The 14,677-nt window shown below is 71.5% G+C and carries 8 protein-coding genes; 6 read left to right on the top strand and 2 right to left on the bottom strand.

Annotation, left to right across the window (positions count from 1 at the left end; genetic code table 11):
* Both C3486_RS34170 and C3486_RS34165 read right to left on the bottom strand, forming a co-directional pair.
* Positions 1-1,303 (bottom strand): AMP-binding protein (locus tag C3486_RS34170; RefSeq protein WP_146075114.1); only part of this gene is annotated, 1,303 nt, incomplete at its 3' end.
* A 241-nt stretch (positions 1,304-1,544) separates the two neighbouring features.
* Positions 1,545-4,073, bottom strand: coding sequence for a Pls/PosA family non-ribosomal peptide synthetase (locus tag C3486_RS34165; protein ID WP_258053178.1), 2,529 nt, complete (start codon positions 4,071-4,073; stop codon positions 1,545-1,547).
* 1,741 nt (positions 4,074-5,814) lie between these two features.
* Between C3486_RS34165 and C3486_RS34160 the strand changes: the two genes are divergently transcribed.
* The 6 genes from C3486_RS34160 to C3486_RS34135 all read left to right on the top strand — a co-directional run.
* Complete coding sequence (locus C3486_RS34160; RefSeq protein WP_103836749.1) at positions 5,815-7,212, top strand: tetratricopeptide repeat protein; 1,398 nt, start codon at positions 5,815-5,817, stop codon at positions 7,210-7,212.
* A 759-nt stretch (positions 7,213-7,971) separates the two neighbouring features.
* A complete protein-coding gene (locus C3486_RS34155) occupies positions 7,972-8,868 on the top strand; it encodes a 2-dehydropantoate 2-reductase N-terminal domain-containing protein (protein WP_103836748.1) in 897 nt (298 codons plus the stop codon).
* Positions 8,869-8,942: 74 nt separating this feature from the next.
* Entirely contained in the window at positions 8,943-10,175 is a 1,233-nt protein-coding gene (locus C3486_RS34150; protein ID WP_103836747.1) for a glycosyltransferase, read from the top strand.
* Positions 10,172-11,980, top strand: a complete 1,809-nt coding sequence (locus C3486_RS34145) for a right-handed parallel beta-helix repeat-containing protein (protein WP_103836746.1) — start codon at positions 10,172-10,174, stop codon at positions 11,978-11,980. Before C3486_RS34150 ends, C3486_RS34145 begins: the two co-directional genes overlap by 4 nt.
* A 72-nt stretch (positions 11,981-12,052) precedes the next feature.
* Positions 12,053-13,810 (top strand): right-handed parallel beta-helix repeat-containing protein, encoded by a 1,758-nt coding sequence (locus C3486_RS34140; protein ID WP_103836745.1) that lies wholly within the window; start codon positions 12,053-12,055, stop codon positions 13,808-13,810.
* Positions 13,811-13,883: 73 nt separating this feature from the next.
* Positions 13,884-14,677, top strand: a 794-nt coding sequence (locus C3486_RS34135) for a polysaccharide lyase (RefSeq protein ID WP_103836744.1), incomplete at its 3' end; no start/stop codon positions are given.

The following is a 14,677-nucleotide window of genomic DNA, read 5'->3' as shown; positions in this document are numbered from 1 at the left end:
ACTGCGGCGCGGTCTGCGCGACCGTCTGCCCCTCTTCGATGCCCAGGTCGTGGATCTTGGCGTAGAGGTGGTTGAGCATGCCGGCGTGCTCGCACATCGCGCCCTTGGGCTCGCCGGTGGAGCCGGAGGTGAAGTAGATGTACGCGAGCTGGTCGGGCGTGACGGCGATGCCGAGGTCGTCCTCGGCGTGCCCCTCCTCGTACGCCGCGTCGATGAAGACCTTCTCGGCGCCGGGCACCGTGGTCAGCGCCTCGTCGAGGGTGCCGGTGCTGCCGGGCTCGGTCAGCACCAGGGCGCACTCGGCGCGGGTGAGGGTGGTGGCGATGCGGTCGGCCGGGAAGTGCGGCTCGATGGGCAGGTAGACGCCGCCGGCCTTGAAGACGGCCAGGACGGCGGCCATCCAGTCCAGGTTGCGTTCGGTGACCACCGCGACGACGCCCTCGCGGCGCAGGCCGCGGGCCAGCAGGGCGCGGCCCAGCCGGTTGGCGCGCGCGTTGAGTTCCCGGTAGGTCCACTGCCTGGCGCCCTGGACGGCCGCGACGGCGTCCGGGTGCCGGCGCACCCGCTGCTCGAAGAGTTCGTGGAAGCGCGCGTCGGGCAGTTCGCGGTGCGGTCCGGCGAGCCCGTCGAGCTGGTACCGGAGTTCGTCGGCGGACAGCAGGCTCTGCCGGGCGTGTTCCGCGTCGGGCCCGGCGGCCAGCAGTGCCAGCGCGCGGCGGTGGTAGCCGGCGATGCGGGTCACGCACTCCTCGTCCAGCGCCTCGGTGCGGAACCGCAGCCGCAGGACCAGTTCCTCACCGCGGGCCTCGGTGCCCAGCCACAGCACGGTGTTCCCGGTGGGCTCGCCGTCGCCGCCGGCCGGGTCCCACACCGTCTCGAACTCCGGCCCCGTGACACCCAGTTCGTGCCGCAGCTCCTCGACCGGGAAGTCGCGGTGCGCCAGTACGGCGGCGGCGACGCGGTCGGTGTCGTGCACCACGGCACGCCAGGTGCCGGCCTCGGCCGTCAGCGGGCAGGGCAGCGGCCGGCCGCCCGGCGCGGCGACCAGGCCGGTCACCACCTCGCGTTCGCCCGCCAGTGCCGCGAGGACCTTGGCGTGCGCGGCCAGCAGCAGGGAGTCGAACGGCACCGCCAGCTCCTCCGCCAGCCGGCGCAATGCCGTCACCACCTCGGCCGGAACGCTCGCCACCTGCTCACCGACGCCGGGCACCGGCTGCCGGGTCCACCTCGGCAGTGCGGTCACGCCGCCTCCCGAAAGCACCCCCCGCCAGAAGTCCCGACCGGTCTCGGCTGCCTTTCCCATGGATCTTCCCCTCCGTTCACCGTTGGCACGGTGGTGCGCTGCGCTCTCCGGCGCGGCGCTGTCGTCGATCTGGTTGTTCCGGCCGGTGTTCCGGCCGATGCAGTGGCCGGCCCTGCTGCCCGGCGCTCGGCACGGGCCGGCAGCGGCGGCCCTGCCGCCCTCTCCGCGTCAGGGGGCCGCGGCCCGGACCTCTCCGGTGTGGTGCGCAGTGGGTCGCCCGGCATGACCGGTCGCTCCTGTGTCAGGTGCTCCGCCGGAGCGCGGGGCGCATCTCGGTGGCGGGGTTGCCTCCCCACCGGGCCCGTTCCGGGACTTCCTCCCCCTTCATGAGGAAGGAGTCGGCGGCGATCACCGCGCCGTCGCCCACGGTCACGCCGTAGTGGACCATCGCGCCGACGCCCAGCGTGGTGCCGGCGCCGATCGTGGTGTGGTCGGACTTGAAGGTGCCGTCCTCCTGCGAGTGGCACTGGATCTTGCTGCCCGTGTTGAGCGTGGCGTCGTCGCCGATCGTGGTGAGCGTCCGTTCCGTGAGGTAGCAGCCGTCGTCGAAGACCCGGCGGCCGAGCCGGACGCCCATGAGCCGCCAGAGCAGGTTCTTGAACGGGGTGCCGTTGAACACCATGAAGTGGGTGTCGGGCACCTTCCACAGGCGCTCGTGCCACCAGAAGTACGGCTCGTAGATGGAGCACAACTGCGGCCGCAGCGGCCGGAACCGCAGGATGACCCGCTCCACCAGGGCGAAGTAGACGCCGGTGAAGCCGATGCTGAGCGCCATGTAGGCGGCGAAGAGCACCTGCTCGACCACGCCGTACAGTTCGATGGCCGCGAGGGCCAGCACGGTGAGCACGAAGACGTGCACCCACCGCAGGAACAGGAAGATGCCCATCGTCGTGAGGTTGTGCCGGTTCTTCGCGGCGAGGCGCCGGCGGAACTCGCGCCCGGTGCGGAAGTGGTCGAAGCGGGTGTCGCGCTCCACCGTGCGGGGGATCTCGAAGCTCGGCGAGCCGAGCAGGCCCACGTTCTCCCGCACCGCGCCGTCGAGCGGCACCATCACCTTGGTCGCGAGGAGGACGTTCTCCCCGGTCCTGCCGCCGGACGGGTAGGCGATGAAGTTGCCGAGGAAGCTGTTGGCGCCGATCTCGGCCCGGGAGACCCGGAAGGAGGTGCTGGAGAAGTCGGCGTTGATGACCGACAGCCCGTCGGCGACCATCGTCCCGCTGCCGACCCTGGCCAGGAACGGGGTCTCGTGCGCCACGCCGGTGCCGAAGTTGGACCCGGTCTGCTCGACACGGGACAGGTCGTACCCGAGGCAGCGCAGGTAGGGGACGATGTAGGAGCTGTCGCCGAAGAGCCACTTGAAGAACTTGACGTTGGTCATCCGCGCGATCGCCCGGTGCACGGAGTAGTGGAAGCCGTACAGCGGATAGACCCGGTCCGGGCGGATCAGCAGGTTCAGCAGGCGCGGCACGGTGAACAGCCAGACCATGCCGAGCAGGGTGAAGCCGAAGAACACCACGACGGAGACGACCAGCGCGTCGGTGTAGAGCTCCACCGAGGTGAGCCCTTCGGTGCCCGGCCCGAACCACCTGCGGAACGCGGGGACTTCGGTCAGCAGCATGTACATCGCGCCGACGGTCAGCGGCAGGTAGACCAGGCACACCTGGACCAGGGTGAGGAGGCCGTAGCCGAAGCGGCGCAGGCTGCCGCAGGCGGTGGGCGCGACGCGTACGTAGTCCAGCTCGGTGCGCTGGGCGGGCGAGCCGTGCCAGTGCTGCCCGGCCGGTACGGCCTCGCCGCTCTGCAGTGCCGAGGCGTGCCCGAGCTGGGCGCCGTCGCCCATCGACGTCTTGATGTCCAGCACGGTCCGCTCGCCGATGAAGACGTCCCGGCCGAGGGTGACGGGGCCGGTCTGGATCCGTCCGGCGTGCGCCCGGTAGCAGAGGAAGAACGCCTCCTTGCGGATGACCGTGCCGGCGCCGATGGTCAGCAGGTCGGTGCAGACGGGCACGGCGTGGGAGAGGATCGTGACGTTCTTCCCGACGCGCGCGCCGAGCGCCCGCAGGTACAGCACGTACAGCGGGTTGCCGATGAAGAGCCGCATCGGGTTCGCGTAGATCAGCGCCTTGACCGTCCAGAACCGCAGGTAGGCCAGGCTCCACACCGGGAACTCCATGGTCCGCCACCGGCCGACGAGGATCCACTTCGCCACTACCGGGAAGAGGCACAGGCCGAGGAATCCGGCGCTGCCGAAGACGACGGCGCGCAGGTAGACACCGAGGAGGCCGGAGCCGCCGGAGACCCAGTTGTAGCCGCGGATCGTGACGAGTCCGGCGAGGTAGGAGTAGCCGAGGAAGATGAGCAGCTGCAGCGCTCCGCAGAGTACGAACCGCGGTGTGCTGCCGACGGGCGCCGGTTCCTCGGTGGCCACGGGCGCCGGCGGTCCGGCGGCCGCGCCCGGGGCGGCGAGCAGGGCCGTCGCCAGGCTGCGGATGGTCGGGTGGCGGTAGACGTCCTTCATGGAGACCGACGGCAGGTCGCCGCGCTTCCTGACCCGGGCACAGAACTGGGCCATGACAAGGGAGTTGGCGCCGAGGTCGTCGAAGAAGTGGCTGTCGGCCGGGACCCGTTCCGTCTTCACCACGCCGGCCAGTACCTCGGCGAGGATTTCCTCGATGTCCGTCGCCGGTGCGGCGACCCTGGTTTCCCCGTTGTTAATAGTTGAAGATTCAACAAGATCCGCTGCCGAAATCTCGGCAGGTTTTCCCACCACGTGAGCTCCTTGTGAAGTCAATGTCGATAGCTGTGCGCGCATTCAGCGCGTTCGGACTGCGCGGTGGGGGGACTGGTGCGACGCCCTCGGCGGCCGCCTCCCGGAGCAGGGGAGGGCAGCGCCGCGAGGCACGAGAAGAAGGAGCTCACGACAGGCACGCGCCGCGCCGCCCGCCCCGAGGGCAGGCCCGGCCGGCGGACCGGTGTGCTCGTGGTGATCGCTCTCGCCGTCGTCCTCGGCGTGGCCCGGGTCCGCTGTGGGGTGACCCGGTTCTTCAGAGCGGTGCGGTGGGGCCGGTGCGTCGTCCGGGCCCTGTGGCGGTGCGTCCGGGCCGGCCGACCGGCCGGCGGGACCGGACCTGAGTGCCGCCCGGTCGACGTATCCGCACGCCTTGAGGTGTCTGCTGCGTGCCGGAGCGGGCCCGCGGACACACCTGCCCGCGGCACCCGTACGCCCGGAGGGCGCGGCGATGCCGGCCGTGCGCCCGGAAGGCGCTGCGGCGCCGGCCCGTCGCGAAACGGGACGGTTCTGCGGCCCGGTCGCCGTGCACGCCCCCGCGGCGCGCACGGCCGGGGCCGGCCGTTCCTGTGCCGAGTGAATCGGGAAAACCCCCCGTTCCCTGTGCGCGCCCGGGCCCCCCGACCCTGACGCTTCCCCCCTACCGACCAGCTTGTCGTAACCCTGCATCGACGTCATGAGCACGGCTCCCCCTCGAGACGCGCATAGGTGGTGACAGCAGGTTAAGCACGCCCCGACCCGGGAACCATCCGGCGGCCGAACTCGGCGAGAAGCGGTTCACCCACAGGTGTTCGTGCAGGCAGCAGGACGAAACAACGGAACCGGGCGGCACCGTGCGCCACGGCCGGGAGGGTGCGTACGCACGCTCCGGGAGCACACACCCGCGCGCACCGCCCCGTGTCAACCCCGGAGTGCGCCCCACCGCCCGCCGCCGGAAGTGCCGGGCGGGACGACAGCGGCTTCACGTTGCTGGTGCCGCCTGTCAGGAAGCGGCGCACGGTGTGTGATTTAGCCGACTCCCACGGCGGGGGAACCGAGCGGGCCGGGGAACAGTCCGTTGTTTCCGCCGGTGTGCGCTCCTCGGGGCAGGAGCGCCCCGTCCCGGGTGTCCCCTTCCGGCCGTCTTCCGTCGCGGTAGCGGCCCGCGCCGCAGCGCGGCGTTTCCGTGGCCATTGCAGGCGTTCTCCGTCGTGAGGGCGGGATGTGCCTCGCGGCGGTGGGCACCGCCGGACGGCACTCGGCGCGATCCCGCCGTACGGACCTCCCTTCCGCGCCGGTCCCCGCGCGTCCCAGGAATGGGTTTTCCCGTGCGCGATGCGCGGCAACCCACTGAACCGGCTGGCCGTGGGCGACGGCGGGCGGGGAAACGGAGCCGGACCGCCAGGCGCGTTCCGTACTCCCCGGCGTACCTGTCCGGCCGTTGTGTCCATGGCCAGGTCTGCGCGGGGCCACCCGATCCGGCCCCGCGCCCACTGACCGGATCGGCCCGGCGGCGCCGCGCACGGGCCCGGGTTCCGCGCGCCCCGCCGCGTACGACCGCTGGTGGCGGCGGGGCCGCGGCGGAACCGGGCGCACCGGATGGTGTCTGGAACGTGTCCCGACGGGGCATGCATCGTTGGCCAGGTACGGGTGGTGGCCCACGGGGGACCGGATTCCGCTCCCGGCGGCCGCCGGTCGTCCACCATCGCTGAGGGCAGGCGGACCGGCTACACGGGAGGGACCTATGACAGCGGACCGGCACGGGCACCGGATGAGTCACACCGGCGCCGATGCCCTCGTCCACTACGAACGGGCCCTGGACCACCTGGTGTTCTTCCGCCCGCAGGTGTCCGAAGCGGCACGCGCGGCGCTCGATGCGGCACCGCGCTCGGTGATGACGCAGGTGCTGGCCGCGTATCTCGGCGTGCTGGGCACCGAGGAGAAGGACGCGGCGGCGGCCCGCGCCTCCTTCCTCCGCTTCCGCTCGGGTCTCGACGAGGACGGCCTCACGCCCCGGGAGCGGATGCACCTCGCCGCCGCCGGCGCCTGGCTCGGCGGGGACATGCACCGCGCCGGCCGGCTGCTCGGCGAGCTCACCGTCGCCCATCCCCGCGATGTGCTGGCGCTCTTCGCCGGGCACCAGCACGACTTCCTCACCGGGGACGCCCAGCGCCTGCGCGACCGCATCGGCGGGGCGCTGGGCGCCTGGGAGCCGGACGACCCGCACCGCGGGCCGCTGCTGGGCATGTACGCCTTCGGCCTGGAGGAGTCGGGCCACTACGAGCGCGCGGAAGAGGTGGGGCGCGAGGCCCTGGCACACCATCCGCGTGATGTGTGGGCCATCCACGGCGTGGTGCACACGTACGAGATGCGGGGCCGCTTCACCGACGGCATCCGCTTCCTCGACGCGCGCACCGACCACTGGTCGGACGGCACCCTGCTCACGGTGCACAACTGGTGGCACTACGCCCTCTACACCCTCGAGCTGGGTGACACGGCACGGGTGCTGGAGATCTACGACCGGGCCCTGCACCACGACGGGTCGGCGGGCGTGGCGATGGAACTGCTCGACGCGGCGGCCCTGTTGTGGCGGCTGTACCTGTCGGGCGAGGACCAGGGCGCGCGGTGGGCGCGGCTCGCCGATGCCTGGGAGCGCCGGGACGACGGCGCGCACTACGCGTTCAACGACGCGCACGCGGTGATGGCGTACGTGGGCGCGGGCCGTACGAAGGCGGCCGAGCGGCTGGTGGCGGACCGGGAGCGCTGGCTGACGGGTGCGTCGCCGGCCGTGGCCAACCGCGCGATGACCGCCGACATCGGCCTGCCGGTGTGCCGGGCGCTGATCGCGTTCGGGCAGCGGGAGTACGGCCGTTGTGTCGACCTGCTGCTGCCGGTCCGGCACCGGCTGCACCGGTTCGGCGGCAGCCATGCGCAGCGGGACGCGGTGCAGCGCACCCTGGTGGAGGCGGCGCTGCGGGCCGGGCGTACGGACCTGGCGCGCACGTTGCTGAGCGAGCGCATCCAGCTGCGCCCGGTCTGCCCGTACAACTGGGCGCAACAGGCGAGGCTGGAGGAGCAGTTGGGAGACCCGGCGCGGGCCGCGGCGGCGCGCGAGAAGGCCGCGGCGCAGGCGGCGTCGTGAGCGGCGTCCGGGGATGACACTTCCGGCCAGCGGCGGGCCGCCGGACGCGGGCGCGCCGCTTCCGGGCAGGGTGGTCGGCGGCCCAGGTCAGTGCGGTGGAGCCGGCCTCCGCCGCACACTGCCGAGGGGACGGCAGGGACGTCCGTGACGCGCGCGCAAAAGCGTGCCGGCGGAATGCGCAATTTTGCGCGGCTCATTAGTGATCCCCGAGTACCCGCCGGATCTCGCCGGTTCCGGACAACCTGCTGAATTCCCGGGGCGGACCGCGCGCGCCACGAAAACGCTTGTCATGCAGCGGCGCCCGCCCCGGCGCCCTGGTGTGCGCCCGGCTCGTCCAGCGGAGGCGCGGCCTGCTCTTTCACCGCGCCGAACTGCGCTTTTCCGCAGGAAATCGGCGCTCTGCGGCCCGGAGCGGAACCCGGCATGCGGAATTCAGGACTCACGGCAATTTCTGCCCTATCAGTAAGGCGGCTTCTGTACTGTCCGTCCCGATGAGTGCAGAGTGCGACACGGCACCCACACCGTCCCGCAGTCGCACGACGACCGTCCGGCAGAGGATGCATACATGCTGATCAGGCAGGGGGGCCTGACGCACCCGGTAGTACCACCCCGTCCGAGTTCGCCGGAACGCGCGGGCCCGTCCCGCGCGTCATCGCTCCGACGGCCGTGACCGCGGTTCGGTTCCCGCGGCACCGAACTCTTTTCCCTACCAATTGTGACGTCGCGTCCAGCACGCACTTCCATCAGGAGGACAGCACCATGGCACGTATTTTCATCGTGGGTTCCGGTGTCGTCGGTACGGCCACCGGTAAGGGCTTTTTACACGCCGGACACGAGGTGACCTTCATCGACATCTCCCGGCAGCGGCTCGAATACCTGCGCTCGCAGGGTCTGGACGCGCGCGACGTGCTCGATCTGCGGAACGAACCGGACGGATTCATTTTCCTCACGCTGCCCACGCCCAACGTCGGTCACCGCTATGACCTGTCCGCGTTCGAGGACGGTACCGCTTCGGTGGGCGCCGCCCTGGCCGAAGCGACCGGCGACCACACCGTCGTCGTCCGGTCGACCGTGCCGCCGGGCACCACCGAGGGCCTCGTCCAGACGCTGCTGGAGAAGCACTCGGGGAAGACCGTCGGCGAGGGCTTCGCGCTGGCCGGCAACCCGGAGTTCCTGCGCGCCGCCACCGCGCTGGAGGACTTCCGGCACCCGTGGATGACGGTGATCGCCTCCCGCAGCCAGCGCACCGTGGAGCGGCTGACCGAGCTGCTGGCGCCGTTCGGCGGGGAGCTGCGTACCTTCTCCAACCCGGCTGCGGCCGAGCTGGTGAAGTGCGCGCACAACATCTTCAACGCGACGAAGATCAGCTTCTGGAACGAGATGTGGCTGGTCGCCCAGACCCTCGGGCTGGACCTCGACCCGATCGCGCAGACCGTAGCGCGCTCGGCCGAGGGTTCCTACAACCCCCTGTACGGCATCCGGGGCGGTGCGCCGTACGGCGGTGTGTGCCTGCCCAAGGACACCCAGGGCTTCCTGGGCCTCGCGGAGTCCCTGAGCCTGGACATGCCGCTGCTCAAGGCCGTGGTGAAGGTCAACGACACACTGATCGAGCGGGCCGACCGCGAAGCGGACGAGCTGGCCGCCGAACTCGCCTGACCCGAGCGGACACCCCCCTCACCCCCACTCCCCCCTTGCCCGGCCTCGGCACACCCGTGAACGAGAACGGAACCATGAGTGCCCTACTGGATACCACGCTCTACGACTTCCGGTACTACCTGGTCTACCTGCCCCTGGGCATCCTGGGCCTGGTGCGCTGGAGCTGCTGGCTGGTGCGCCGCGCGCCGGCGGCCCTGTACCGCCCGGTGCGCAACGACTTCCGGCTGCCGCTGAGCATCGTCGTCCCCGTGTACCAGGAAGACCCCGAGATCTTCGCGCGCGCCATCGAGTCCTGGCTGGCCAACGACGTCGAGGAGGTCGTCCTCGTCATCGACGTCACCGACCACGCGTGCCAGGAGGTCGCGGCCCGCTACCCCGTGACCGTCGTCATCACCGACGTCCCCGGCAAGCGCGACGCGCTGCGGCGCGGCTGGGAGGCGTGCAAGACCGACCTGGTCGCGCTGGTGGACTCCGACACGATCTGGGCGGAGGACGTGGCGGCCGAGGTGTGCAAGCCCTTCGCCGACCCGGCGGTCGGCGGTGTCGGTACGCGGCAGAACGTCTACAACCCGCACGGTTTCCTGCAGCGGGTGAACGACATGTACCTGGACTACCGGTACTTCGACGAGAACGCCGCGCAGACCGCGGTGGGGCGGGCGGTCTCCTGCCTGTCCGGCCGGACGGCGGTCTACCGGCGGGAACTGCTGCTGGAGATATCCGACGACTTCATGCACGAGACGTTCATGGGCGTGCCCTGCATGTCCGGTGACGACAAGCGGCTGACCACGCTGATTCTCGCGCGCGGCCACCGCACGTACATGCAGCGCTCGGCACGGGTGTGGTCGACCTTCCCGGGCACCTGGCGGATCTTCGTCAAGCAGCGGCTGCGCTGGTCCCGCAACACCTGGAGATCAGACCTCAGAGCGCTGTCGTCCCGCTGGATCCGGCGCCACCCGTTCCTGGCCTTCACCATGGCCGACAAGGCGGTGAGCAGCTTCACGCTGCTGGTCGCGCCGTTCTTCATGACGTACGCGATCATCCGGCAGGACTGGTTCTTCGTGGTGTGCCTGGCCGCCTGGTGGTGGATCAGCCGGGCGATGAAGATGCTCCCGCACCTGGTGCGCAAGCCGTCGTCGTTCTTCCTCGTGCCGGGGTTCGTGCTGGTGTCGTTCCTGATGGCCGCCGTGAAGATCTGCGCCCTGCTCACGATCCGCAGGCAGCGCTGGCTGACCCGGCAGGTGTCCGTCGTCAACGGTGTCGCGGTGCGGACCTCGCCGCAGGCCGCCGGTTCGGAGGCAGGAGCATGAAAACCGCACACCGTTACGGGGCGGCCGCGGCCGCCCTCTCGGCCGTCCTGGCCCTCGGCATCCCGGCCGCTTCGCCCGCCGCGGCCGTCGGCGCTCCGGAGGACACGGCCGCCTGGAAGCGCACCGGCCGGCCCGACCGGCTGCTGGTGCTGCGGCCGCGCAGTGTGAGCCTGCTCGACCACGGCGCCCTGGTGCGCCGGCTGTACCCGGGCACGCCGACCGTTTCGCTCGCCTGGCTGGCCGCCAACGCGGGCCAGGAGTGGATTTCCCGGGAGCCCGGCGCGCCCTCCACGGTGCGCGTCCGTACGGCGGTCCTGCTCGCCCCCGGCACCATCCTGCGCATCGACGACCGCACCAAGAAGGTGCTGCTGAGCGCCGGCCGGTCGGCCAGGTCGGGGACGTGGATCAGCGGCAGCCGGGCCTCGCTGGACATCGACAGCACCACGCTGGCCTCGGTCGCGGAGGACGGTTCCAGCCCCGCGCCGGGGAACGCGCCGGGGCGGCCGTACCTGTCGATGGGCGCGGGCGGCCGGATGGACTTCCGCAACACCACGGTCAGCGGCTTCGGCCGGGCCGGCGAGGGCACCCTCGCCGACCAGTCGGGCGTCACCTGGGGCCGGGGCAGCACCGGTTCGGCGACGGGCTCGACGTTCGAGGGGAACCACACCGGGCTGCGGCTGGCCGGCTCCAAGGACGTCCGGCTGAAGGACGTGACGGCGTCCGGGTCGGCGGGGGACGGCATCGTGCTGAAGGGCGACCACGGCACCGAGGCGAGCGGCCTGTCCGCCGAGTCCAACGGCCGTACCGGCATCGCCGTCGGCGGGACCGACGAGCGCACGCTGACCGGCCTGACCACCCGTGACAACGACGGCGCCGGCATCAAGGCCACCCTCCAGCGCGGCCTGCGGCTGAATGCGCCCAACTCCCACTTCGACCAGGGCGGCGGCATCGACCTGACCGGCTGCCGGAAGTGCGTGGTGCACAAGGCCACCGTGGAGAGCTCGTCACGCGCAGCGGTACGCGTCTCCGGCGGCGAGAGCACGGTCACCGTGCGGGACCCCGATCTCACCGGGCACAACGGCAGCGAGCCGGGCATCCTGCTGGGCGAGGGCATCGAGAACGTCACCGTCTCCGGCGGCACGGTCGGCGGCTTCGACCGCGGCATCGGCATCACCGGGTCGCACATCAGCATCGAGCGCACCGCGCTGACCGGCAACCGCACCGGCATCGCCATCGGCGGCAACGCCAGCCACGTCGCGCTGCGCGGCGTCCGGGTGGACGGCGGCGAGACCGGCGTACTGGCCTCCGCCAGCACCGACCACATCACGCTCACCGACGTCCGGGTCAGCGAGGCCAGCCGCAAGGGCCTGGCCTCCAGCTCGCCCGGCCTGCGGGTCACCGGCGGCGCCCTGTCCGGCGGGACGACCGCCGTCGACCTGGGCGCGGCGGCCCGGCTGGAGGACGTGGCGGTCGGCAGTTCGCACCGCGGCATGCACCTGGCGCACGACGTCCGGGCCTCCGGCACCTCCCTCGACGTACTGGCCGAGCGCCAGGGCGTCGTCGCCGACGCCGGCTCCCGGCTGGACCTCACCGACTCGCGCGTCCGGGCCCCGGTCGCGCTCGACGGGGACGGCGAGGTCAAGCGGCACGGCAAGACGGAGATCACCATGCCGCCGTTCCCCTGGCTGGGCTTCGCCGCGCTGGTGGCGCTCGCGCTGGCCGTCGTCCTGCAGACCCTCCATCACGTCCGGCACCGCGGCACCCCACGGCCGAAGGTCGCCGGGCACGTGGAGAACACGGCCTGACGCATCGTCAGGCACAACCGTCCCAGGCCGGCCGCCGCCCCGACGGGTGGCGGCCGGAGAAGGAGATCCCACATGACCGACCGATCCACCGGTGCCGGCTTCCGGCCCGCGAGCCAGGCCGGCGGCGACCCGGCCCCGTCCGGGAGGCGCGCGTTACGCGCACCCGCCAGAGCCCTGCGTGCCGGCACCGTCCTGCTGTCGGCGGGAGCGCTGGTCACCGGCCTGACCAGCGTGTTCGCCCCGCCCGCACAGGCCGCCGCCTGCAGCGGCCAGGTGCGGTACGCATCCAGCACCAACACGCTCTACCTGCAGTCCGGCACAGCCACGCTGCCCGACATCGCCCGGCTGTGCGCCAGCGCACCGCTGTACGAGGTGGACGGCTCGCCCGGCACCTGGCAGCTGGACGCCAACCTCGTCGTCCAGAACGGCGCCACGCTGAACGTGCACGGGCCGGACGCGGGCGGCACGGTGAAGACCCTGCGGCTGAACAGCCCGGACAGCAACAAGCCCACCGAGGTCGCCTCCATCACCGCGCAGTACGGCACCATCGACGTCGACGCCGTGGACATCACCTCCTGGGACATGGCGAAGGGCGGCCCCGACACCGACGCGTCGGCCGGCAGCGGGGAGCGCGGCCGGGCCTTCATCCGGGCCCTGTCCTACCTGGACACCGACGGCACGCCCCGGCAGTCCCGGATGAACTTCTACAACAGCGACGTGGGCTACCTCGGCTACTACGCGGCCGAGAGCTACGGCGTGGCGTACAAGGCACGCGGCTGCGACATCAGCCACCAGGACGTCTGCGACAAGCTCGACGTGCTGGGCGACCAGATCGGCAGCCGCTTCCACCACAACTACATGGGCACCTACACCTTCGGTGCCTACGGGATGACGTTCGACCGCAACGAGTACGACAACAACATCGCGTACGGGCTCGACCCGCACGACGACTCGGACCGGCTGAAGATCACCAACAACCGCGCGCACCACAACGGCAACCACGGGATCATCTGCTCCCAGCGGTGCGACAACCTGGAGATCGTCGGCAACGAGAGCGACCACAACGGCATCCCGCCCTACGTCCCGCCGGGCGACGACGACGCGAGCGACAACCAGGTGCACGGCATCATGCTGCACCGCGGCGTCACCGACAGCGTCGTGCGGAACAACTACGTCCACGACCAGCCCAACGGCGCGGGCATCGCGGTCTTCGACAGCAGCGACGACGTGATCGCCGACAACACGGTCACCCGCGCGAAGTTCGGACTGCGCTACAGCGTGGGGTCCCAGGACATCACCACGTCCGGGAACAAGGTCACCGACAGCGGGCAGTACGCCGTCTTCACGTACCAGGGCTCGGACAAGCCCATGTACACCAACAACACCGGCCGGCCCGCCCGGCTGGAGTTCACCGGCAACACCTTCGACGGCTCCGCGAGCAACGTCTTCAAGCTCAACCAGAGCGACGACCTGAGCTTCCGGAACAACACCTTCACCGGCATCCTGAAGTCCGGTGTGCTCACCCAGTCGACCGCCGGCACGGTCTTCACGAAGAACACCGCGCCGTCCGGCCTGACGTACTCCGTCAAGGGTGACTCCGGCTCACCCGGCTCCATCGCCTTCGTCGACCAGAACCCCGTCAAGGTGCAGCTGGATGCGGCCAGTTCAGCGGCGTTCACCGCAACTGGCCTGAAACCGGGCGCTTCGTACAAACTCGTCGCCGACGGCCGTACTGTGGCCACCGGCAAGGCGGACGCGAAGGGCAGTGTGACCCTGCACGCCAGGCCGACCAGCACCGCGGCGATGACGTACCGCATCACCGCCGCCTGACACCGGCCGCCCCGCCGCCGGCCTCGCGGCGGGGCGGCCCGAGCGCCTGGGCGCAGGAGAGGAGCAACGCCTCATGGACCGGAGGAAGTTCGTCGCCGCCGCGGGAACGGCCACGCTCGCCGTCCTCCTCCCCTCGTGCTCGGGCTCGGACGAGAAGCCACCGCCCCCGCGCCACACCCATGAGCCCTCCTCCCCCGGCTCCGGCCTGGACTGGGACACCGCCGCGGTGGCCCGCTTCTTCGGCTCCCGGCTGCGCCCCCGTGAGGAGGGCTCCTTCGGGCTGGACCGGACCGTGCTGCGCTACCACCCGGTGTACGGGCCCGTGCTGCGGGTGCGTTATCCCGCCCGGTCCGCCAGTCCCACCGTCGCCCGCCGCTACGGCCGTCCGGAAGGCGGCGCGCAGCTCTACCTGCCACTGCGCTCGGGCCCCACCGACTCCCTGCACCTGCGCTACTACCTGCGCTTCCCGAAGGGATTCGACTTCGTCAAGGGCGGCAAGCTGCCCGGCCTGTACGGCGGCACGGTCACCGGCGGCCGGCGCATCCCCGACGGCGAGAACGGCCTCTCCACCCGGTACATGTGGCGGCGCAAGGGCCGCGGCGAGGTGTACGCGTACCTGCCGACCTCGGTGGAGCACGGCACCTCGCTCGGGCGCGGCAAGTGGAAGTGGCCGGTGGGCCGGTGGACCTGCGTGGAGCAGTCCGTGCGGCTGAACACACCGGGCAAGGACAACGGTTCGGTGGAGGTCTTCCTCGACGGCCGCCGGGTGCTGCACGAGGACGAGCTGGAGTTCCGTACGACGAAGAAGCTGCAGATCGAGGGCGTGTTCTTCTCCACCTTCTTCGGCGGTTCCGATCCGAGCTGGGC

This window comes from Streptomyces sp. Ru73 (assembly GCF_002920575.1).
Lineage (GTDB): Bacteria > Actinomycetota > Actinomycetes > Streptomycetales > Streptomycetaceae > Streptomyces.
Note: the sequence above shows the minus strand (reverse complement) of the source record. Positions and strands in the feature narration are given on the sequence as shown.